We start from the raw sequence: 23,361 nt of genomic DNA, 5'->3' as shown, positions 1-23,361 counted from the left end.
CGCCCTCCCCCGCTCCGGGAAGATTCACGAAGGTACTGAGGGGGACTTCCACTTCGTAACCCACCCCACCCACGTCTATCAGCACCTGAGGGGCGCGCTTCCAGACCAGCGTGCCGCGCAATTGCCCGATCATCGCCAACGCCCAGCCCGCCGGCCCGACACGCCCGGCAGGTGAGCCAGGGTTTGGCGGATGTTGTTGTGGCACAAGGCGCAGGCCAGGGCGTCGGCGGCATCAGCACTCAACGGCCGCGGGTGGCCAAGCAGGGTTTTGACCATGTGTTGAACCTGTTCTTTGGCCGCGGCACCGCGGCCGACCAGGGCTTTTTTGATTTCCGCCGGGGTGTATTCGTGTACCGGCAAGCCGTGTCTGACCACGGCGCAGATGGCGGCGCCGCGGGCCTGTCCCAGCTTCAGGGCGGAATCCACGTTGCGTTGTACGAAAACCCGTTCCACCGCCACCTGATGAGGTTGATATGCCGCCACCAGTTCGTCCAGGGCGGTAAAAATACTGCCGAGACGTTGGGGAAGGTCATCCCCTTCAGCGCGAATGCAACCCGACAGGAGATGCGCAACCCGTCCACCGCGCTGTTCGATAAAACCGTAGCCGGTCACCCGGCTGCCGGGATCGATGCCCAGTATGCGGACCGTCCCGTTCACAGCGCCGCCAGCACGTCTTCGGCGATGTCGGCGTTGGAGTAGACGTTTTGCACGTCGTCCAAGTCTTCCAACATATCCACCAGACGCACCATTTTGCCCGCGTCGTCCGCCCCCAGGGCCACGTTGGTGGAGGCGCGCATGGTGATTTCGGCGCTTTCCGGCATCAGCCCAGAGGCGGTCAGGATGTCCTTGACGGCACCGAAATCCTCCGGCGCGGTAATGACGTCGATGGAGCCGTCATCATGGGTCACGATATCCTCGGCGCCCGCCTCCAGGGCCGCTTCCATGATGCGCTCTTCGTCAGCACCGGCGGCGAAACTGATCACACCCGCGTGAGAAAACAAATACGCCACGGAGCCTTCGGTGCCCAGGTTGCCGCCGCACTTGTTAAACACGTGGCGCACTTCGGCCACGGTGCGGTTGCGGTTGTCGGTCATGCAGTCCACCATCACCGCCACGCCACCCGGCGCATAGCCTTCGTAGCGCACTTCCTCGAAGTTCTGGCCTTCCAGTTCCCCCGCACCCCGCCGCGCCGCCCGCTCGATGGTGTCCTTGCTCATGTTGGCGGCCAGAGCCTTGTCTATGGCGGCGCGCAGGCGCGGATTGCTGGCCACGTCGCTGCCGCCCAGACGGGCGGCCACGGTGATTTCACGAATGAGCTTGGTGAAAAGCTTGCCACGTTTGGCGTCCTGGGCCCCTTTGCGATGCTGGATATTGGCCCATTTACTGTGTCCCGCCATGAAATTCCTCTGAATCAATGAAGCTTTGAAAAATCATCGTAGTATACCAAGCCGCAGTGGGGGAGGAGTAGCACGACGGTTCCGTGCCACAACAAACGCGAAGGAGGCCGGGCAGATTCGTCCCGGAACCTTCAGAGGCCCGCCGGCAGCGGCCGTCGCGCCTCCTTGTGCCCGGCAGCTCAAGACGGCCATTTCCACTTGCGGATCTCCGGCAGGTCCTGGCCGTGCTGGACAATGTACTGCCTGTGTTCGATGAGTTTGTCGCGCAGGTATTGCTTGGCGTAGGCCGCGGTGTAGCCCAGTTTGGGCACCCGTTCGATGACGTCGCCCGCCAAGTGGTAGCGGTCAATGTCGTTGCGCACGGCCATGTCGAAGGGGGTGGTGGTGGTCCCTTCCTCCTTGTAGCCCCGCACGTGCAGGTTTTTGTGATTGGTACGGCGGTAGGTGAGGCGGTGAATCAGCCAGGGGTAGCCGTGGTAGGCGAAAATGATGGGCTTGTCGGTGGTGAACAGGCTGTCGAAGTCACGGTCGGACAGGCCGTGGGGGTGTTCTTCCCGGGGCTGCAGGGTCATGAGATCCACCACGTTCACCACCCGGATTCTGAGTTCCGGCAAAAGCTGGCGCAGGAGGTCCACGGCCGCCAGGGTTTCCATTGTGGGCACGTCACCAGCGCAGGCCATGACCACGTCGGGTTCTCCGTCCTGGTCGTTGCTGGCCCATCCCCAGATACCTATGCCGGCAGTACAGTGCTTGATGGCCGCGTCCATGGCCAGCCATTGGAGCTGGGGCTGCTTGCCGGCCACAATGACATTGATGAAATCCCGCGACCGCAGGCATTGGTCGGTGATATAGAGCAGGGTGTTGGCATCCGGCGGCAGGTAGACGCGGATGAGATCCGCTTTTTTGTTGACCACGTGGTCGATGAAGCCCGGATCCTGATGGGAAAAACCATTGTGGTCCTGGCGCCAGACGTGGGAGGTCAACAGATAGTTGAGGGAGGCGATGGGACGGCGCCAGGGGATCTCCTTACTCACCTTGAGCCACTTGGCATGTTGGTTGAACATGGAATCCACGATGTGGATGAACGCCTCGTAGCAGGAAAAAAAGCCGTGACGGCCGGTGAGCAGATAGCCTTCCAACCACCCCTGGCAGGTGTGTTCGCTCAATATTTCCATCACCCTCCCGTCCGGCGCCAGGTGCTCATCCTCGGGCAGGGTCTGCGCCAGCCAGGTGCGGTCGGTGACTTCAAACAAGGCTCCCAGGCGGTTGGACGCGGTCTCGTCCGGCCCCATGACCCGGAAGTTGTTGCGCCCGGCATTGCGTTTCATTACATCGCGCAGCAGCCCCCCCATCACCCGGGTGGCCTCGGCGCTGACCCGGCCGGGCTGGCTGACGGCCACGGCATAGTCGCGAAAATCGGGCAGGCGCAGATCCCTGAGCAGTATCCCGCCATTGGCGTGGGGATTGGCCCCCATGCGCTGCTCACCCGCGGGCGCCAGGGCCGCCAGCTCGTCCCGCAACCGCCCGCTTTCATCGAACAATTCCTCGGGCCGGTAGCTTTTCAGCCAGCTTTCCAACACCCGGAGGTGGCCGGATCTGGCGGATAGGTCGGCGAACGGTACCTGGTGGGAGCGCCAGTACCCTTCGGTCTTTTTGCCGTCCACCTCCTTGGGTCCGGTCCAGCCCTTGGGTGAGCGCAGGACAATCATGGGCCAGCGGGGGCGCTGCACCGGCCCGCCACTGCGGGCCTGCCGCTGGATGGCCTGAATGTCGGCCACCACCCGGTCCAGGGTGTCCGCCATCCGCCGGTGCATGGCCTCAGGTTCGGCACCCTCGACGAAATAGGGCCGGTAGCCGTAGCCCACCAGCAGGCTTTCCAGCTCCTCATGGCTGATGCGTGCCAATATCGTAGGATTGGCGATCTTGTAGCCGTTCAGATGCAAAATGGGCAGCACCGCGCCATCGCGGGCGGGGTTTAGAAACTTATTGCTGTGCCAGGCGGTGGCCAACGGCCCGGTTTCCGCCTCCCCGTCCCCCACCACACAGGCCACGATGAGATCGGGGTTGTCGAAGGCCGCGCCGAAGGCATGCGACAGCGCATAGCCCAACTCGCCCCCTTCGTGGATGGAGCCGGGCGTTTCCGGCGTCACATGGCTACCGACGCCGCCGGGAAAGGAAAACTGCTTGAACAGCTTTTTCATGCCCGCGGCGTCCTGGGTGATGTCGGGGTAGAACTCGCTGTAGCTGCCTTCGAGATACGTCTGCGCCACCAGCGCCGGTCCCCCATGGCCGGGGCCGGTGACATAAATCATGTTCAGATCGTAGCGTTTGATGATGCGGTTCAGGTGGACGTAAATGAAATTCAAACCCGGGGTGGTGCCCCAATGCCCCAGCAGGCGCGGTTTGACGTGTTCCAGGGATAGCGGCTCGCGCAGCAGAGGATTGTCCAGCAAATAAATCTGGCCCACGGAAAGATAATTGCTGGCGCGCCAGTAGGCATCCATCTTGTGCAGTTCATCATCATTGAGGGGCTGGGTGTGCTGCGCTTCCGTTGTCACGACGCTTTCTCCTCGGCAAAGGGGCAGGTTGGGGGGGATGCGTTCAGGACGATTGTACGCCACGGATTAACTGGCATGTCTGCCAGGCGATTTCCATCTCTTCATTGGTGGGAATCACCAAAAGTTTTACTTTGGCGTCCGCCCGGTGAAAATCAAAGGAGCCGGTGGCGGGGCGGTTGTTCTTGGCGTGGTCGATGATGATGCCCAGGGGCTCCAGGTCCGTGCAGATGGTTTCGCGCACCACCGCGGCGTGTTCACCGATGCCGGCAGTGAACACCACGGCATCGACGCGGCCCAGGGCGGCGTAGTAGGCCCCGAGGTATTTTTTGGCGCGGTAGCAAAACAGCGTCAGGGCGAGACCGGCGGTCTCCTCCCCCGCTTCGGCCCGCGCCAGCACATCGCGCATGTCCGCCACGCCGCTAAGGCCCTTGAGGCCGCTTTCTTCGTTGAGCAGCCGGTCCACCTCCGCCGGGGATCGATCCAGCTTGCGGGCCAGCAGCAAGGGCACGGCCGGATCCAGATCGCCGCAGCGGGTGCCCATCACCAGGCCCTCCAGGGGGGTCATGCCCATGGAGGTGTCGATGCAGCGCCCGCCCCGGATCGCCGCGGCGCTGCAGCCGTTGCCCAGATGCAGCGTGATCAGGTTAAGGGCCGTCGCAGAGCGCTCCAGCAGCGCCGCAGCCTGGCGGGCCACGTAAGCGTGGGAGCTGCCGTGGAAACCGTAGCGGCGCACCCCGTGTTCGGTGTAGCAATCGCCCGGCAGGGCATAGCGGGCGGCGTAGGCGGGCATGGTCTGATGAAAGGCGGTGTCGAACACGGCCACCTGGGGCACCTCCGGAAACACTTGGCGCGCGATGTTGATACCCAGGCAGTTGGCGGGATTGTGCAAGGGCGCCAGCGGCGCCAGATCGCCTATAGCCGCCAGCACCTCATCGTCGATGAGCACCGCGCGATCAAAACGCTCGCCCCCGTGCACCACCCGGTGTCCCACCGCCGCCAGCGGCCCCGGTCCGGCGTGCACGCCCGCCTCCCGCAACGCTTCCACCATGGCGGCAAAGGCGGCCCGGTGGTCCGGCAGCGTCAAGGGATGGTCCGTCTTGCCGCCGTCCCCTTGCAGGATCAGCCGTCCCTCAGCTTCTCCGATGCGCTCCGCCCGGCCCGTCAGCAGGCACTGGGAGGCGGCCAGGTCAAACAGGCTGAACTTCACCGACGAACTGCCGGAGTTGACAACCAGAACCTGCTCCTTTGCGGCGCTCATGTCCCGCGTCGCGCCAAGTCCACAAAGCCCGGCCTCACGGGTCAGCCTCCCGTCCGGATGCGGAAACCGGGAACGTTTTCCTCACAACGGCTGAGCCCGCTTTATTTTTTTTTCTTGCGCCTGGCTTCGAGAAAACCGATGCCATCGTTGAGGAGGGTGAGTGCCGTGTCAGCCGCAGCAGTCAGTGCCTCCCTTTCCACATTCCGCCGCAACAGCTCTTCGCTGGCTCTGGCGCGGCGTTTGGCGGACAATCGCTGCCGGCTGGCGCAAAAGGCATTCACGGCTTCCACGCGGGTGTCCGGCAAGGTGATCGTGACCGCTTCGGGCTGTTCGCCTTTGAATTCCAGTGGCCGGTCGGCGATATACAGTTTTTGCTTCCGGTCCGCCCCCACGCTGAGCATGATCTCGGGTGTTTTTTCGCCGCTCTCTTTGTAATCCTTCGGACGAAAGGCGATTTCGAAACGGCCCTGGGCATCGCTTACCGCCGCGCCCAGTAAATCGTGCTTGCGCACGTCTTTGTCGATGGCCTCCACCACCATGCCGGCGACGGGCTCACCGGTCCGGGGGTGAACAAGCTGGCCCTGAACACGGATCTCGCCTTTGCGCGCCCGGGTCCGTTTTTTCTTCCGGCCCTGGGTGAGAAGCTGCTCGCGGTATTGTTTGTCCAGGCGCTGTTCGGCCACTGACCTTTCGCGGGTATCGTCCACGGCCTTTTGCACGGCACTGCGTGCGCTGGCGGCAAGATCCAAAAGTACCGATTCAAGCGGACGTTTCCGGCCGGCCACATCGGCCAGCACGGCCTTTACCCGTTTTTCACTCCAGTCGCCCACGAAATGCGCCAGCGCATCTTGTCCCAGCTGTACCACCGCCGGCTCGCTACGGCGCAACTGCGGATTCAATGGCGCCGACACTGCCGCCGGCGGCTGTGCTGCCGCGGCTGTTTTTTCCTTGCCCCGGGCCGCTTGCTTTTTCCGCTCTGTCATGGCGTTCTCCTAAACAATGACATTGGGACCCTGGTCGATGACCGGATCCACCGGGAACTTGCCGCTGTTGGCCACATTGTCGGTGAACAAGCCCCGGGCCGTATCGACAATGAAGGCGTAGTCGGCATTGCATAAAATGTGGTTGGTCGTCACGCTGGCCACCGTTGTTTCCACGTACACCGCCGCGCTGCCCACGTCGTTGCCGGCCGCATCGCCGAAGGGCGTCAGGCCGGCGCCGTCACCATGATTGAGCGACAGCAAAGCGGTGCCATAGCCTCCTTCTTTCTGGTTGCCGCTGAGTTCGCCGCTTTCCACCCAGATCAGGGAGGCGAAATCCCAGGGCTTGCCGCCGAGGCCGGCAAAGGCCGAGGACCGGCTGGCGTGCAGCACGGTGTTGCGGTGCACCTTGATGGTGACGGCGTTTTTGAGATCGACAAAGGGGCCGGTGAGATGGTAGATGCCGTGACGCGAGGCATTGCGCACCACGTTGTCCATCACCTCGGTCTCGTCGCTGCCAAAAAGATTGAGCGTGCGGATGCCATGCACCAGAGCCTGTTCCACCTGGTTGTGGTTCACCCGCTGATGGCGGTCCCGGACGCGGTACAAGATCCAATAGAACAAGAAAGCCAGCAGCCAGTGGTAAGGGGTTTCTTGTTCCTTGGTGTTGCCAAGCAGCAACAGCAGGCTGTCCACAGACCAGCTCAGCACGTTGCTGTGTTGCCAGATACCGCCCAGGGCGGGATGGGTGAAAACCACGGGGGTGTGGATCTGCTGGCCGCTGACGCCGGCGATGTTATCGTGGCCCGCCGCTGTGGCGACTCGCTGCTTGCCCCACAAGGCGGCATTCAAACGCCCGCTGCCGCAGCCGGTTTTGGATTCCACCTGATTGTGATGGCAGTCCATGTCGGCGCCCAGCATGACGATGCCGTAGCCCTTGAGGGCCCACACCAGGGTGGCCAGGATCCCGGCCCAGCCCTGGCGCGCCCGGTTCCGGTCCAGGCCGGTCTCGTCCAGGCCCGCCGCCAGCGCCTGAATGTGGGGCAGCAGGGGCGAGCCGGCGCTCACCTGCGCCGACCAGTTTGCCAGGAAGACGCGCAGGGCGGCGCGGAAATCGGGCTGTTCCCAAAAGACATTGCCGGCATCGTCGCTCTCATCCAGCCAACCCCAGGCGGCCACGGCGGAGAGAAACAGGGCGTCGCGGTCGCCGTGGAGGGCGGAGTTGGCCAGCATCTCCACCCCCTCGCTGTAGTAGCCGGACCCAGCGCTGTCCTCCCCGCTCACCTCGAACCGGGCCTTGAAGCGCAGGGCGAACACGATCATCTCGTAGGGCACGGTGCTGTCCGGCCACACGGTTACCCGGTTGTGGCTGATGCGGCTGCCGTCCAGGCCGGTGACGATGCCGTCTCCGGCGCCGGCGACCACATTGCCGTCGATGACATAGGCCTGGTTCACCAGATCGTCCAGCCAGGTGGGGTCGCGCTGGTCGAGAAAGTCATCCAGAGCGTCTTTGAGCGCGTCCGCCGGGCTGGACGGCGCCTCGCCTCCCTCACCGTCGCTGCCCGGCCGGCGGCCGCAGTAATTGGCGCAGAGGGTCAAGAACCAGGAGATGCCCACTGCCACCCAGCCGAACACACCCTTGTCCGCCGGCGCGCCCTCGCCGCCGGCCAGGAATTTTTCCAGGGCATCGCGCAGCAGCGTCAACAGGGCCAGGGTCCACTCCACTGTGCAGCGGGTCCACTTGGCAAAATCACTCACCCGTCCCACGGAAAACCACGGGTGGAGGCGCACGCCAGCAAAGCGGTGGCCGCTGATGCGGTTGCGCGAAACCTTGAGGCCGCCGATGGAGAGGATGTTGTTGAACAAGACCCCGTAGCGGGTCACCTGCATGCGGTTGTCGCTGATCTCGGCCTTGCCGACGAAATATGTGAAATAGCGGCCGTCCAGCAAACTCACAAAGCGCTGGAACAGGCGCTGCTCGTACTGCTCCCGGGGGCTGAGTTCGCCCGCTGCGGGCGCCGGCGCAGCGGTGAGTTGCTGGAAAATCTGATAGAGAAGCCAGCCCAGTTCCACTGTCACCCGCCACAGGCGCGCAAGACCCAGCACCCGGAGCAGCGACTCCCGCCCTACGGTGTCCGGCTTGGCGGCCACCTTTGGCGGCCGCGCGGTAGTGACGCCGGTCTGGGCATCGAGCCGGTTGTTGTGCACCTTAAGGCCCCGGCTGAAAAACACCGCCACGGCGGCACTGCCAATGGCAAAGCGGCGGCCCCACAGCTTGCGCAGATCGGTGGGGGGCGGCTGGTCCAGGGCGTCATCAGGCCCGCCCGCGTCGACGGCACTGCCACTGACCTCGGTATCGAAGGCGTAGCCCAGATACACACCGGCTTTTTGCGCCGTGATGTGGTTGTCGGCGCAATGGACGGCGCGGCCGGCAAAGACCTGTATCCCCACCCGGGCCACCATGGTGTTGCCGTGGATCTGGTACTGGTGCAGCAATGTCCCCAGCACCGCGCCGCCGCTCTTCAGGCGCTCCATGCGCAGGGCTTCGTCCTGGCCATGAAACGCTGCCCCCTCCTCTTCGTCTGCGCTCAGCGGTGGCGGAGCGCAGGGGGACAGCCGGGCCAAGGCATCGTCCAGCTTGCCGTAAAACGCCTCGGGATCCACGGCCGCAGCGAACTCATCCGCCCCGGCCGGCGCCGCCGGGCGGACAAAGGGCTCCAGGTCGGCGCGGGACACCCCCTGGATGCGGTTGTCAGCGATGCGCCCTTCCCAGCCGTCCAGCAAGCGCACGCCCGCCTCGAGGAAATACAGGCGGCTGGCCACCACCTCAAAATGCCTGAGCGGCAGCACCGGACGTGGCTGGGGCGGCAGGCTGACGTCGTCCGCCGGCACCTCCCCCTCCGGCTCCTCCGGCGCCGGCCGGAGCGCCGCCAACTCGGCATCGACAGCCGCCAGTTGCGCCGCCGTGGCCTGGGCCAGATCCACGGCCGCCAGCAGCCGGCAGTCCCTCACCTGGACCTCGCAGCAATGGCCCAGCAGCAGGCCCACCGCCTGGCCCCCGGGCAGGCCATTGATCAGCTGGCCGCCCCGCAGGCGGATGGCCCGGCTGTCCTCGTCCACCACCACCAACTGGGGCAGGCGGTCGGCGTAAATCAACATATCAGCGATGTGAATGTCCCGGCTGCCCCCCACCACGTACAGTGCGGCCTGGTGAGTGCTCTGCGGATCCAGAGGTTCGTAAATCAGCTTGCTGACCGGCCCCACCCCTTTGAAGGTGAGGTTCTGCCGCCCGTCGATGAGCAGCGGTTCGTGGACGCGGTGCAGCCCCGGCAGCAGGCAGACACAGCCACCGTCCGCGGACACTTTGTCGATGGCGGCCTGAATGTCTTCTCCCGGCCGCACGGCAATGGTGCAGCACTGGGCCGGCGGCCAGATCGTGCGGCAGTCGTGCACGTGGGTGGTGTCCACCGTGGCGCCCCAGTGCACCACGGCCAGACGGCAGTAGTGATGGTGCACGCCCCGCGGGGGCGCTTCGGTGAGCGTTTCCACCGAGGCATCGGCAGTGCGGGCGGCGAACACCCAGTAGTCGCCGCGCTTGCATTCCCCGGCGGGATTGGCGGGATCAGGGGTGAAGGACACCACCACGCCGTCTTCCAGCTCCAGCGGCCCGGCGGCGGTGTCCAGCAGGCCGTTGGCGTCCACGCCGGTGGACTGATCCCAACGCTGGACCCGGGTGTGGCGATCAGGATCGGTGGCATCGAACAGGCCGGCGGGCAGGGCCGGGGCGAGGGTGAGTATGGCATTGCCCTCGTCGATGGCGGTGATCTGCGCCATGTGACCGGCCACGTTCTCCCCCGCCCGGATGCGAAACTCCAGCAGGTCGTCCAGCACCTCCACCCAGTCACCCACCTGAAAGCGCAGCACCTGGTCGCGGCCCAGTTCGCGCACGGTGATCCGGTCCAGGGCGGGAATGGTATCCACCGCCGCCCGCACGGAGACATTGTCCCGCGACCATTTGAATTTGGCCGTGCCCACCGGCCCCGGGGTGTGGATTTCCACCCGGTAGAGCCGGTTTTCCAGCCCCCGGTAGCCGCCGGAGGGGGAAATAATGCAGGGCTTGTCCTCGCCCGGCGCCACCGCGCCGGTGCTGAGCCGCCCGGCGGACGGCTTGGTGATGGCGTCCCAAGCCTCCAGTTCGTCGGGGCAGTGGGCATCCCCCACCCCTTCCAGCACCTGCACCTGCCAGGCGGTTTGCACGCGGGTAGTGGTGTCGGGGCCGCCCAGGGCCACGTCCAGCAATTCCGGGTCTTCCAGCGCCGTGACTTCCCGTTGCCACACGTGCAGGTAAATCAAATCGCTGCGCTCCGCCACCGGCATGGTGAGCGCCGGCGCCGTGGGATAAAACCGCTGCACGGGATTCCCGGCTGACGCCGAATAGGGCACGGCGCCGGTGCCGTGCAGCTCGGCCAGGATGGGGTCGAAGCGGGGCGCGAGGCCGTGGTTTTCCACCTGCAGGCCGTCCAGGTACAGGCGCCCCACGCCAATGGTGAACTCACCGGGAGCGGTGGGGACAATTTCAAAGGCCTTAGGCGTGGTGGCGGGCACTACACAGCGGCCGAGAATGTCGAAGGTCTCCGAGCGCCAGTGCCGGTCATCGATGGCCGCGCCTTCGTTCCAGTCGGCGTCCAGGCTGACGCGGCCCTGTTGCTGGCGGACTTCCGAATAGTTTTTGTCGGCTTTAAAAGTAAACCGTGTGTAGTCGCCGGCCATGGTGGCACTCCTTCAGGTCACGTAAATGATTCCGGGTACCAGGCCAAAAGGCAGGTACTCCTCCAATCGAATGCGCAGATTGGTTTCGCGCTGGGGCTGCTTGAGGTGGCAATAGGCCCCCATTTCCGAGCCATCCTCCGCACCTGTGCGGATCTGCCGCGGACTGGCGCGGCGCAACTGGGCGTAGCCGGGATGGCCGTAGTGAATCGAGGTGAAGCCGGGCACCAACCAGGCTTCGATGGCGCTGCGGATGGCGGCGTCCTCCACAGGCGTCAAATCGCTGCCCTTTTCGTCCCGCGCCGCTGTGAGAACGGTGAGTATCTCCCAGTCGGGCTGGCAGCGGTAACGCCGCGGGGTGCGCGAATTGGCCGTCACATAACTGAACCGCACGCAGCCCTCATGGCGCTGCTCGCAGGTCACGGTGCCGGTGAAGATCACTTCCGTGGCCAGCTTCAGGCTGTGGAAATAGCTGGGGCCGACCACCGTGCAGCGTTCGATGACGGCGCTGGGGCCGGACTGGTCACTGGTGCCCGTGGCGCTGATGGCGGTGCCCCCCAGGCCGTCCACGATGCTGTCCAGCAGCCACAGGCCCTGGGCGCTTTCCGGTAAACGCAGAGGGCCGGTGATGGAAAAGGCCGCTTCCAAAATGAAATCGGTGTTGATGGTTGCGCCACCGCCGTCCACATCCGCCACGATCACACTGGGCGCAGTGCCGGCGGGCAGGCCCGCCTCGGTGAGGCTGCGGCCCGGCACCAAGGTGGTGTGCAGCAGCCGCAGGCGGCCGGTGTCGCCGTTCACGGCCACGGCACCTTCCACCAGCAGGCCGCTCAAGGTCAAGGCCGATTCGGGATGGCCGCCGGACAGGGTGATGGCGCCGCCGCCGGGCTGGATGTGGGGCCGCACGCCGTTGGCGGCCTGGATCACCAGCCAGCGGTCGTTTGCCAGCTCGATGTCCAGGGCTTCCGGATAGCTGCGGTTGTCCAGCACCGTGATGGTGGCATTGGGCCGTCCGGCGGCCGCCCAGGCCGTCAGGGCCGAACTGAGTGTGGCGTGGTAATCCGCCGGAGGGTTGTCCTGCTGCACGAACAACTGCAACTCGGGCAGGGTCTCGTCCACCAGCCAGGGCCCGCGCTCATAGGGCCCGCCGCCGAGATCGGCGGGGAAGCCGTAGTGATAGTGCACGTCCAGCCGTTCCGTGGCATCGCCCCAGCCGTCGCCTATGGCCAGGCGGCCGGTGGCCACGTCCACTGCAATCACCCGGCCGCCGGGCTGGACGGCGGGCCAGGGGTCGAGCTGGCGGCAGATGATTTGCGGGGCGTACAAATCGGGTGTGGCCTCATAGTCGGCCGCGGGCGTCACGGGCACGCCATTGCGCTCGATGTAAAGACTGCCCCCCTGGTCCAATGGCGCATACAGCGGCGTGTATTCGGACCGCGGATACTGGCGCCGGTGAGCCTGCAAATCATCAAAAAAATAAGCGGGGCGAAGGGGGCCGGGCACGTGATATTCCGTCGCCAGTCCCGCCTCGTCCCCCTCCCGCCGCCAGGCGTTGAACAGCGGGGCCGGATTGCCCAGGGGACTGAAATGGTACTGCCAGTCCAAGCCCCCCCGGCGCGGTGTCACGGCCTCCAGCGGATTGCTGCGCAGCCGCCACAGGAAAAAGCCGATGTTGGGGATGTTGTACCAGCCCTCAGTCTGGACGGGCGCCCGCACATCCACCGTGTGAGCCCAGCGGTCGAAGGGGCCATTCAGCCGGTCGGCCGGTTCCACCTGACGCAGCGCCATGGTGCCACCGGCGCCCAGACGCAGGTGATTGAGATTCTGCGTCCAGCCCAGCAGCCGGAAAAACTCCACCCCGTGGCTGGCCCAGCCGGTCACGTCCCGCGCCAGCTCCTCCAGCATGGGCAGGGTGCCCTTGCGGCGGCGGTAGTAAATGGTTTTGGCCACATCGGCCCGCGAGCGCAGCGCCAGCCCGACCGCCAGGCTGGGGCCGGTGAGGTCTTCGAACAGCTGCTCCGCCGTTTGCGCATCGGTGAAACGCTCAGCGTCGTGCAGCGGGTTGTTGCTGACCAGATCACCGATGTAGGGCACCACCCAGCCATCGCAGGTTTCAATGAAGAAATTATCCCAAAGCCGTTGAATATCCTCGTAAAGAATGTCCGCCTGTTCTTCCACCAGGCCGAGCAGTGCACGCAGCGGGTAACCTTCCTGGGCGTCCCGCTCGCGGTAGACGGCGGGCAGCAGCTGGTAGAGCTTGCGGGAGTCTTTAAATACGCCGGCCATGGCAGCTCCTTTGCTGGCCGCTGGCTGGGGAGGTCGCGGCTTGGTGATCCCGCCGTTCTTCGCGGGTGGCTCGTTTCCCTGCGCCTTGGCGCGCTGTTGCGCCGTATTGAGACGGGCGTCCGGCTCTTCTCTCCCCGGAGGAAAGGGTCAGGGTGAGGGGGGATTTATCCATTGTTTGTTCAGTCATTCCAACATCCCCTAATCCGGCAGACCGCCCTGGGTGAGCAACACCACATCCTCTGCCGGCACTTCCAATCGGGCCTGCTCCGCCGGCCGCACCCAGGGCGGACCACTGCGATCCGGCCGCGCCGGATAGATGCGCAGGTGCGGCTGCAAAGGCGCCACACTGCCGTCGGTGCGGCGGACAACGGCCCGCTGGTTGAGGAAGTCCTGGAACGCCGCCTCGCTCATGGTGGCGGGCCGTTTGTACATCAGCCGGTCCATGTCCACTGCCACCACCCCGGTGGCGCCTTGCAGTACGGCGTAGACATCGCTCAGATGCACGGGCTGCCCAAAGGGCTGGGCCTCGAAGCTCAACATCGCTTCCAGGGCGGCGCGGGCGGCGGCAGCCACTTCGCTGGCGACATAGGCCTCGCCTATGGTGAGGGTGGCGGCGACTTCCACAGGCAGGGGCAGGTAGTTGTCCAGCCGCAGCGGCCGGTTGGGGTCGCGCTGGGCGGTGAGGCCGGCGTGCAGCCGGGACAAGGCCGCAGGCGAAAAGGCGGCACCCTCCTGCCCGGCCACGGTGAGGTGGGCGCTGCGGCGGCCGGCGCTCCATACCCAGGTGGCCTTGGCTTTGGCCACTTCACCGCTTTCCCTGACGAGGTCTTCCAGATCCCGCAGCGACACTGCCCGGCCAAAGGTGCGCACGGTGGCAGGGGCGCGGCTGCGGGCCTCTTCCAGGGTTTCGGGATCGGCCCCACCCTCCGCCGCGGCAGGGTTGCTCACCCCCTTCAGGCCCTTGGGTTTGTCCAGGGCGTTTTTGATGCTCCCGGCCCCCACCCGGCCGTCCAGGCCCAAGCCCTGGCGATAGCGGGCGACAATGTTGCCGCGCCCTGCCGGGGGCCGGGCACCGGTCTCGCCGTCGCCGAACCGGACGACGGTCTTGCCCTCATCGTCCACCCGGGTGGTGTAGACCGTCTCATTGCCCCCCCGGCCGTAGAGGCTGTCCACCTCGCTCCACTGCATGCCGTTCACCAACACCTGAAGACTGCTTTCCCCGCCGGTGGAGGCGGCGCTGGGCACGTGGGTCACCGGATCCTTTTTCAGGGTGAAGCTTTGGAAGGGTGTGGCGGGGTCGCCATCGCCCAGGGTTTCATCTTTCTGGGTCTCGCCATGGGACGCCAGGGCGATGTTGCCCAGTAGCGAGGCGGATTTTGAAAAATTAATATTTTCAGATTGTTGTAACTCAATCTTGAGATAGCCTCTGGGAAACAGGCCCAGCCGGTCGGGCACAATCAGCAACCGGCTACCGACCACCAGCACCTGGGCATAGCAGAAGGCCGGCGCCAGGTCGGCGCCGCGCAGCAGATCCTGCAGGGCGCCGGCCAGGCTTATAAGGTCGGTGTAACCACCGGCCAGATGCAAGGTGCGGGGACCCACGGGACCGATGCTCACCGACACTTGAGGTGCCACGCTGGTGAACGCAAGTGGCACTGCCAGCGGCCCGGAGAGCAGGGCGGTAACCGGCCGCACGCTGTCGCCGTCCAGCCCTAACTCCACCACCGTGGTCTCGTCGGCATCAGCAGGCTCGAACTGAAAGCCGGTGTCCGCCTCTCCCGCCAGCACCACCAGCCGGCCGCCCACGGGCAGCACGCGGGCCCCGGCAAACACGGCATCATCGGGATCCACGCCCCGCAAAGCGCTTTGCAACTGGCTGGCGGCCTGGTTCAGGTCCGCCGGCTTGCTGGCGAACGAGAGTGAATAAGGTCCGCTTCCGTTCACTCGCAGATTCAAGGCCGGTGCGCTGGCGCTGAGGGTGGGGAACGGCACCAGCGACGGCGTGCACCAGCCGGTCAGGCGCTGGGCGTTTTTCTCGTCCAGCTTGAGTTCGGCGGCGGTGTACGGATCATCGCCCGTGGCCTGCACCACCACTTCCCGCTCTGTCACCGCCACGCTGGCGACTTCCGCCAGAACAGGCGTTTTCCCCGCGGCCTGGAGCAATACTTGGCGGCCCGGCTCCAGCGCCGAGATGTCAGCGTCTTCCCCGTCCGTGTAGGTTTTCTTCTTCACCTCCCGGCCCAGCACAATGTGCCCGCCATCCACCCGGCGGCCGGGGACGCAGACGGTGCTGCCCGCGAGGGTTTCGGGATAACCGTAACCCCAAAAACGCACCGGATCACCCAACAGCTCATGCAGCACCACCTTGCGGCGGTCGTTGATCTGGCTGAAGGAGGGGGTCACTTTGATGGCGGTGACGGTGTCGCTGAGAGGACCCAGCTTTTGCTCCGCCTCGCCCACTTCGGCAATGGTGAGCAGGTGTTGCTGCCCCCCGGCCTCCACCATGAGCAGCCGCGCGCCCACTTCCAGATCCTCGTAGCGTCCATCCAGATGCAAAGTGTCGCCGGCCGCCAGGGCGTAATTGTCGTCGCCGGGGGTGTCAGTGCCAATCGTGGTGAGATTCCACAGCACCAGGTAGCCGCTTTGAGTGGGCTTGGGGTACTGGGCGGGCACGTTGTAGCCGAACAGCTTGAAGGTGCGCGCCCGCTTGAACACCGGCGTGGTAACCGTCCAGTGACCGCCCTGCACCGGCCGGCGCCAGCGCAGGCGCAGGTGCTCGCCCTCAGTGTCCACGGCCTGCACCACCAGCTCTTCCGGGTTGTGGCTCAAATCGAACAGCAGCAACCGGTCGTCCTCGGCCAAAGCGTCCAGGGCAGCCAGGCCGTCCGCCTCGGGCGCCAGATCAGCCTGGGTGCGACCCTGGGCCAGGGGATTGGCGCCAATGGGGGCTGGATAAACGGTTAGTTCGTTCAGCCAGCCGTAGGCGTCGATGGCTTCCAGGGTTTCGTATTTTTGCGGCTTTTCGTCCTGCTCCGGCACGCTTTGCACCCGCAGCCCGGTGGGAACGGCCAAGGCTTTGCGCCGCTCCACTGTGAAGGCCAGATAGGCGACGGCGGCCAGGCCGGGGTTGAGGCGGTAGCCCAGCAAGGCGGCCAGGCGCTGGACCGAGCCGCGCAAGGTGGCGGTGCCCAAAAAAGCCTCGTTGGCCGTGCGCTCCTGATAAAAGCTGAGCACGTCCCCGACGGCCGCCCAGGCTTCCAGAATCGTGATGGCGTAATCGTCGCTGTCGCGGGTGGACAGTCCCCGCAGTTCACTGCGGCGGGCGATGCCCTGCAGCATGGCCTGGCGGAACTGGGCGAAAGTGCCCACCCGGTAGGCGATGGCGGTCAGTCCCGGGCGGTTGTACAGACTCACCGGGGTGAGTTCCGCCTCGGGTTCACAGCAATGGCAGGTGTTGTCGCGGCTCATTTGCCCCCTCCCGCACTCAGGCGCAGCACGCCGTTTTCCTGAAAATTCGGGTCGTTGTCCAGGCGGGCGATTTGCCAGGGACCGATGGGCAGCACCCCGGTGGCCAGCTCGCCGTTGTCATCCTGGCCGAACACCCGCAAGCGGGTCACCTGGGCCGAATCCACTCCCGTCACTGCTTCCAGCGCCTGGTAGAGGCGGCTTAAATACACCGGCTGGCCGAAACTGAAGTTGTCAGGATGGAAGAAGCCCCTGCTGCCGTCGGGGTTGATCCTGGCGCTGAGGGCCCGGCTCACCGCTTCCAGCACCTCGCCGCGGAAATAGCCCGGCTGCACGCACAACCGGATGTCAATTTCCAGGGGCACGTATTCCCCTGCGCGGACCGACAAGTCGTAACCTGCCAGCTTGAAGCGGGAAACGTGGGCCTTCACCGCACGCCCGAAGCGGGGTGCGAGGCGGGTGCGGCCGCCGGGCAGGGTGAGGAGATCGGCAGGATCCACCGGGTCCACCGCCAATTCCACGGTGTACCAGCTCCCGGTCCAGCGAAAGCGGGCCATGGCTCCGGCCACCGCTGGCAGGCGCAGGGCGGCCTCAATGTAATCGGCCTCGGTCACTGCCCGGAATTGCCGGGCGCGGAAGGCCTTGGGCGCGCGAGCCCGGACCTGATCCAGGCTTTCCGGATCGGTCCCGCCCACCGCTGGCAGCGGGTTGCGCAGAGCGCTGATCGTCGGCCAGGCCGGGGCCACGGCCGGGCGCAGGGCATGCGCCAGGGCGTCGGCACCGATATTGCCGGCCCGACCGTTGCCCAGGCGGTAGGTGACTGTGAAACGGGTGACGCCCGCCGCTTCCTTGCCGTATTGGCCATCGCCGAAGCGCAGCCGGGCCCGCCCCCGGTTGTCGGTTTCGACGACGAAATGGCGGGCATACGGGGGGCTGTCCAGCAAATGGGGCACCGCCGTCCAAAGATGCGCGCCGATGGGGCTGGTGGCCACCACGGCCACGGCGGCTTGGGCCGCGCCGGCGCTACAGTCCAGGCCGTGGCGGGGGCTGTCCTGCACCGCCGTGCCGGAAACGTTGCGGTAGCGCATGTCCGGCGGCTGGCACTGGAAGCTCAGCGGCCCCTGGCCCAGTTGTAAATAGAAACGCTCGTCAGCGGGCACCGGCTCGCTTTGGGGAAAATCCTCCACTATGGTGCGACCGTGGTCCGCCAGTACCACGTTGCCCCGCGCCACAGAGACATGATTGACGAGGGTGTTGTCCCGGGTGCGGGTGGACAGGCACAGCGGAAAGCGCAACGCCTCACTCCGGTCCCAGGTGATTTTCAAAAGCGGCAGCACCGGATCGGCGGGATTGGTGCGCACCTGCAGGGCGCCATTGAGCAACGTGTCCCCATAGACGCTGTCGTCGGCCTCCTCCACCTTTACCAGCCGCACGGCCTGACGGTGCTTGGGATCGGCGTCGGGCGCCAGGCCGGTCTCGGGCCCCAGCACTTCCTCGAAGATCAGATAATCACCGGCTTGCAGGGCGGGGCGGATGACTTGGTCCGCATCGCCGGGGTCCAAGGCATAAACATAAAGTGTGGTGGTGCCCACGGGCAGACAGCATTCCAGATTGCCCCAGGCGTGCAGATAGAGGGTGTTGAACTCGGGCCGCACCGCAATGGGATGGGTGGTTTCGAACACCCGCGCCCGGCGCAAGGCCGGGTCGGCCTCGTAGGCGCCAGGGTCCAAAGCGGATTCGTTGAAGGTCACCGGCGGTGGCGCCGTCTCTCCCGCCAGCGGATCGGCGATGCGGGTGAGCAGCTTGGTGCCCTGGGGCACGGTGCCGGTGCTGCCAACAGTGAGATGCGCATAGGTCCAGGCATTGCGCCCTTCGCCCATGACGTAGTCCACCAGGCGCGCGTGGCGGCGCACAGAGAAGCGCTGGCGCGCCGTTTCCAGGTAGGCCTCGTTGGCAACGGCGTCTTGGAAATAGCTCAGGTGATCGCCGGCGTAGGCCAGCAGCTCCACCAGGGTGATGCCCAGATCGGCCGGGTTTTGCTCCTGCCAGTCGGGATTGCGCTGGGCGATGAGGTCCAAAATGAGCTGGCGAAAGCTGGCGTAGTCTTTGGCCAGGTAATCCAGCAGGGGCCCGTCCAACGCCTCCGGCGGGCAAAATGGCGTTTCCCGGCAGTCGAACTCCGTGGGGCAGTCGGCTTTGAAATCCACCGGCGCGCGGGAGAAGCGGGCATCGAGATTGGCCGTCTCCCGTTTCAGGCTGCCATCGGGCTGGCGCGACCAGCCCAGGAACAGCCAGTAAGTGGAAAAATCGCCCGGTTTGTCCACGGCGATTTCCAGCCGGGGCGCGGCCAGGGTTACCGCCAGGACCTTGATATTGACGATGCGGGTGCCGCCCTCCAGTCGAATCCACTCCGGGTGCGTGGTGAGACCGTAGGCGCCGTCCGGGTCCGAGTGGGGGGCAGCGGGCAAGTCTTTCAGGAAATGCACCACCAGCACGTGGGGCTGGGGCGCCAGCGGCCGGTGCTGGTATTCAACGAAGTCGATGCCGTTCAACACCGGATGGGCCAGCACGTTGGCGCGGCGCTGGGCATCGCGGCAGGACGGTTCCTTTTCGAGGGTCAGCTCCGTGACCATCTCTGTGTTCCTCTCTCCCGGGGCCGCGCCGGAATGGGCGGCCGGTGTTTCCCTGCCAGACGCTCCCCCAAAGAGGAGAGCTGCAGGGGATTTGACGACGTGCGGTCAAGCAACGCCGTTTGTGATTATTGGAGGTTTTCCCCCTAACCCATTTTTTTTAAAGGGGGGAATTCAAAACTGTCCCTCTTCGGTAAAACGATCCACCATCCGCTCCCCCGTATCCAGACGCCGGTATACCACCAGCACTTCCAGACGCGCATCACTCGCCCGCACTTCCACTTTCTCCACCTGGATCACCCGCTCCAGCCAGCGCTGCAAGGCGCTTTGCACGGTGACCTGGGTGGCGGCGGCCAGGGCATCGCTGTTGGGCATGAACACCAGGCGTTTCAGACCGCAACCAAAGTCCGGCCGGTTGACCCGTTCGCCGGGGTTGGTGAACAAAACCTGGCGGATGAGGTCGCGCACGTGGTCGTCCACGCCGGTGGTGGCGCTGCGGCCACGGCCGTCCAGGTGAAAGGGGTAATCGAAATACGTCCCGGCCATCAGTACAAGGTGCCCGTGGTGTTGAGGGTGACGGTGCCGGTGCCGCTGCTTTGCACCTTGTTGCCCACCACATTGTCTTGGGTGACGGCGACAGTGTGGTTGTGGCCGGAGGTGGTCTGGCCCGAGGCGCTCACCCAGGGTCCGGTCTGCTCCACGTTCACGCTCACGGCAAAAGCGGCGCCGGCGTTGTCTTTGAGATGCTTGACCACGCCCTGGGCGATGGCAACAAACATCAAACGGCGGTCCTCCTCGCCGGCACTGCCCAGGGGCTGGCCGGTTTTCTCCTGCCACAACACCGCCAGCGCCTCTTCCATGGCCTGGGCCATGCTGTTGTCGAAATCCGTCAAGGTGCCTGCCTTCAATGCCATATGCGCTCCTTCAGCCGCTTTTGACCCGGGTTGAATTGAGGGAAGGGGTGGGCGGCGTCAGGCTGGGGGTGGGCGGCGCCGGGGTCACCGGGATCCAGCCGGCCGCCAGTTCACCGGGGTGCACGTGGCTGTTGAACATGCTCACCAATTGGTTGAGGTATTGCAACAACTCGTCCCCGAACACCAGCGGATGGCTGGCGTCTTCCACCAACTCAATCTGGGGTGCCTCCACTACTGCCTTGCTGGCCCCCTTGACCGTGATTCGGCCCGCCTGCACCTGGATTTCCAGCAGATTGCCGCCCCCGCCGTCGCTGACGGTGATGACCTGGCTGTTGTCGTCCAGCGTCACCATCAGACCCGTTTCGCTGCGGATGATCTTGAGCGGCGGCGTGGCGGCGGTGCCGGTATTGTCGCTGGGAAGCTGCCCCTCGCCCCACCAGCACCCGCTCCAGATGGGCCGTGACAAATCCCCCGATTCAAACTCGATCCACACCCCCGCCCCCACCGGCGGCACGGTGTACTGCCCCTCGCCGTTGCCCGAATACGGCAAGCAAGGCAAAGCCCAGCCGGTGTCCACATCGCCCAACAGTTCGCGCACACTGGCCTTGATGCGGCCCATGTTGCGCGGGTCGTTGTTGTCGCGGACCAGGCCGCGGTATTTGCCAAAATAGCGCTGCGCTGTATCGCGGCTTGTGTTTTGTGCATTGGGCGGCATTCGTGTCATCCGTCTCTACGTTAAGACGCCAGGGCCTGATTGTCTGTGAAATCTTCCCGGCCGGTAACGCCGGTGGCGTTGCGGCGCAAGGTAAAGCTTTGGGTATATCCCTCGTCGCTGAGGCGGTGCAGCACTTTTTCCACGTAATAGGTGCCGCTGAACTGGCGGCCCGCGCCGCGCACGTTAACCGGCCGCTTGGCGCGCAGTACGCCGCCGTAAGTCACGGTGGACAGCTCGCCTTCGGCGCGGATGGCCCAGGCGGCGCGATCAACCACCGCCTGGGCGTAGGTCTGCAATTCGCCTGCCTCGGCCAGGCCGGTGTTGGCAACAAGCACGCGGCGGGGTTGGTCTGAGGGGGTTGACGCTTGCTCGCCCAACTCGTCGGCCTGGGTTTCAATGTTTGCGTCCTGGTCCGATTGGTTGCCCACATCCACGTTGCGCGCCTCGGCGGTGACCGGGCCCAGCATGTCGAAGCTGGCCTTGAACTGATTGACATTGGTGGCCGTGCCCATATTCACCGTCAGCACCCCCTGGGGCGCGGCATCACTGCGCGGTGCATGAAAATGCCCTTCCACTGCGCCGCTGTTTTCGTTCAGCTCCACGTAGCACTCAAAGCCGTTGCGCTCTGCCAGATGGCGCAGAAACTGGATATCGGTGCCGCGCTGCATCACCGTACGATCCAGTTCCTGCCGCGTCGGTTGGGTTTGATCGACTTGGGCGGCAAAGCCGTATTCGCCGAAGATGGTGCTGGCGATGTCCGAATCCGCCATGTCGGGCCAGGGGCGCACTTTTTCTTCCAGGTTCATCAATGACGTGGGATCCATGGCCACCACTTCTAACATGGATCCACCCGGCGCATTGGAAAACTCGCTGCGAGTTTCGATCACATAGGCCTCGGTCAACGGCACCCGGCGGCTGCCCACCGTTACGTCGATGCGCAGTCTGGTCAAACGTTGGAACAGGTTTTCGTCCAACACGTCCCAAGCGGAACCGTCTTCGCGCACTGCAACGGCCAGCTTCAAACGCAACATGTCCGCCAACTCGGCATGATCCTCCACCTCTATCTCACGCACGGCCGCCAGCAGCTCGGCGCTCGCGGGGGCATCGGCGATGGTCAAGGTGTAGGAAACTTGTTGCATGGTGTCAGGTTCTTTGTGTCCTTGAGTGTAAGTGTGTACTGGTTTTGAAAATCCCCCTCGGTCCCCCTTTTTCAGAGGGGGGGAATAAAACCACTCAGCCTTCGGATGAGGGGATGTTGATTTTCCTCCCCGGCTCACTCACCAACTCATCCGGCCAAGTCGATTCATTGCAATCTGCAATACGCCAAAACCTTTCCGGATCACGAAAGTAGCGCTGGGAAATATGATCCAAACGTTCGCTGCGCTGCACCTTGTGACCAAGCCGCGCTGGCGTTTCGGGAATGAAACGAGTGGCTTTGTAGCGCAGGGTGCGGCCTGCGTCATCGGTCATTTCCAGTGTGATGACTTTCTCGTAGCGGCTGCCTTTGAAAAACATCTGACACTCTCTTTCAGTTGGGTAACAAGCCCTGGATGGGCTCAGCCTCTTCCCCGGCCTGGAACTGCTTGGCCAGCGTTTCCTTCTGCCGTTGATAAGACAAATACATATCCCGCCCGGCGCTGGTGCTGGGCAAATCCACATAGTTCAATGCTTGCAGCCCCAGCTCCACTTTGGCCTGAATAGGGTTAAGGCTGGGGTCGAAATTTTCCTCCGTTACCGAAAAGCTGGTGATCTTCACCGGCACCACCCGCGCGCGGCCCCACACCAACAGTACCAGGGGCAGATCTGCCGGGTTGAGCTGCACCTCGCCGCCCTCGGCCAGGGCTTCATTTTGCAACACCTGGAAGCTGGTGGGATAGAGCAGCATCTCCAGGGTGGCCAAGACCGCGTGCAAGCCGTTTTGCACGATGTTTTGATTCTGCTCGGGGAATTCCAGTTGATCCGCTGCGTTGAGCGTTACCGATAAAGTAAACGTTTCCCTCGGCGGCCCTTGCACCCGCAGCACGTCCTGTTGTGCCTGACCACGGTTGGCGCTGGTCGTGCCCGTGGTACCGGTTGTGGTGCTTGCTTGCGACAAACTGCGGCTCACTTGTTCCGGATTGTATTGGAAGGGAATGGTCTTGCTCTTGGCCCCCGGATCATGGGAGGCATAGACGACCAGGGCGCCCTTTAACAACTTGGGACTGTTTTTAAAGCCCGAAATCATAACTACACCTATCCTTTGTGTCCTGCGCAGGGCAACTATTAACCCGGCAATCAAACAGGTCGTCCTGACCTGTTTGATTGCCGCCCGCGAAATACGGGCGCCATTGTGCGAAATGGCTGGTATTTCGCGGGCTCGCATTGACTTGCGCCAATGGCGGCACATCCCTG

Annotated in this window: 16 protein-coding genes; all 16 read right to left on the bottom strand. The window is 64.7% G+C overall.

Going from position 1 to position 23,361, the window contains the following annotated elements:
• On the bottom strand, nt 1–133 hold a 133-nt coding region (locus ENJ19_06320; GenBank protein HHM05343.1), incomplete at its 3' end, for a Holliday junction branch migration protein RuvA.
• The gene (gene ruvC / locus ENJ19_06315; GenBank protein ID HHM05342.1) at nt 130–657 is read right to left on the bottom strand and encodes a crossover junction endodeoxyribonuclease RuvC; all 528 of its coding nucleotides are present in this window, start codon (nt 655–657) and stop codon (nt 130–132) included. The genes ENJ19_06320 and ruvC, both read right to left, overlap by 4 nt.
• The gene (locus tag ENJ19_06310; protein ID HHM05341.1) at nt 654–1,397 is read right to left on the bottom strand and encodes a YebC/PmpR family DNA-binding transcriptional regulator; all 744 of its coding nucleotides are present in this window, start codon (nt 1,395–1,397) and stop codon (nt 654–656) included. Before ENJ19_06310 ends, ruvC begins: the two co-directional genes overlap by 4 nt.
• 179 nt (nt 1,398–1,576) lie before the next feature.
• Nucleotides 1,577–3,955 (bottom strand): phosphoketolase family protein, encoded by a 2,379-nt coding sequence (locus tag ENJ19_06305; protein HHM05340.1) that lies wholly within the window; start codon nt 3,953–3,955, stop codon nt 1,577–1,579.
• Between the two features lie 43 nt (nt 3,956–3,998).
• Nucleotides 3,999–5,213 carry an acetate kinase gene (locus ENJ19_06300; GenBank protein HHM05339.1) on the bottom strand — a complete coding sequence of 405 codons (1,215 nt, stop codon included), beginning with the start codon at nt 5,211–5,213 and terminating at the stop codon, nt 3,999–4,001.
• A 101-nt stretch (nt 5,214–5,314) separates the two neighbouring features.
• Nucleotides 5,315–6,196, bottom strand: coding sequence for a hypothetical protein (locus ENJ19_06295; GenBank protein ID HHM05338.1), 882 nt, complete (start codon nt 6,194–6,196; stop codon nt 5,315–5,317).
• Between the two features lie 9 nt (nt 6,197–6,205).
• Nucleotides 6,206–10,963, bottom strand: a complete 4,758-nt coding sequence (locus ENJ19_06290; protein ID HHM05337.1) for a hypothetical protein — start codon at nt 10,961–10,963, stop codon at nt 6,206–6,208.
• A gap of 12 nt (nt 10,964–10,975) precedes the next feature.
• Nucleotides 10,976–13,246: a hypothetical protein gene (locus ENJ19_06285; protein ID HHM05336.1), complete on the bottom strand. Its 2,271-nt coding sequence runs from the start codon at nt 13,244–13,246 to the stop codon at nt 10,976–10,978.
• Between the two features lie 198 nt (nt 13,247–13,444).
• A complete protein-coding gene (locus tag ENJ19_06280) occupies nt 13,445–16,714 on the bottom strand; it encodes a putative baseplate assembly protein (GenBank protein ID HHM05335.1) in 3,270 nt (1,089 codons plus the stop codon).
• Nucleotides 16,711–19,344 carry a putative baseplate assembly protein gene (locus ENJ19_06275; GenBank protein HHM05334.1) on the bottom strand — a complete coding sequence of 878 codons (2,634 nt, stop codon included), beginning with the start codon at nt 19,342–19,344 and terminating at the stop codon, nt 16,711–16,713. Before ENJ19_06275 ends, ENJ19_06280 begins: the two co-directional genes overlap by 4 nt.
• Before the next feature lie 171 nt (nt 19,345–19,515).
• Nucleotides 19,516–19,887 (bottom strand): hypothetical protein, encoded by a 372-nt coding sequence (locus tag ENJ19_06270; protein HHM05333.1) that lies wholly within the window; start codon nt 19,885–19,887, stop codon nt 19,516–19,518.
• Nucleotides 19,887–20,255 carry a hypothetical protein gene (locus ENJ19_06265; protein ID HHM05332.1) on the bottom strand — a complete coding sequence of 123 codons (369 nt, stop codon included), beginning with the start codon at nt 20,253–20,255 and terminating at the stop codon, nt 19,887–19,889. The genes ENJ19_06270 and ENJ19_06265 overlap by 1 nt, the downstream gene beginning before the upstream one ends.
• Nucleotides 20,256–20,265: 10 nt before the next feature.
• Nucleotides 20,266–20,970, bottom strand: a complete 705-nt coding sequence (locus tag ENJ19_06260) for a hypothetical protein (GenBank protein HHM05331.1) — start codon at nt 20,968–20,970, stop codon at nt 20,266–20,268.
• A 20-nt stretch (nt 20,971–20,990) separates the two neighbouring features.
• A complete protein-coding gene (locus ENJ19_06255; protein ID HHM05330.1) occupies nt 20,991–22,109 on the bottom strand; it encodes a phage late control D family protein in 1,119 nt (372 codons plus the stop codon).
• Nucleotides 22,110–22,203: 94 nt separating this feature from the next.
• Nucleotides 22,204–22,485: a hypothetical protein gene (locus ENJ19_06250; protein HHM05329.1), complete on the bottom strand. Its 282-nt coding sequence runs from the start codon at nt 22,483–22,485 to the stop codon at nt 22,204–22,206.
• A 13-nt stretch (nt 22,486–22,498) separates the two neighbouring features.
• Nucleotides 22,499–23,194, bottom strand: a complete 696-nt coding sequence (locus tag ENJ19_06245) for a hypothetical protein (GenBank protein HHM05328.1) — start codon at nt 23,192–23,194, stop codon at nt 22,499–22,501.
• Nucleotides 23,195–23,361: the final 167 nt, after the last annotated feature.

The sequence above is a fragment of the Gammaproteobacteria bacterium genome (genome assembly GCA_011375345.1).
GTDB lineage: Bacteria > Pseudomonadota > Gammaproteobacteria > DRLM01 > DRLM01 > DRLM01.
Note: the sequence above shows the minus strand (reverse complement) of the source record. Positions and strands in the feature narration are given on the sequence as shown.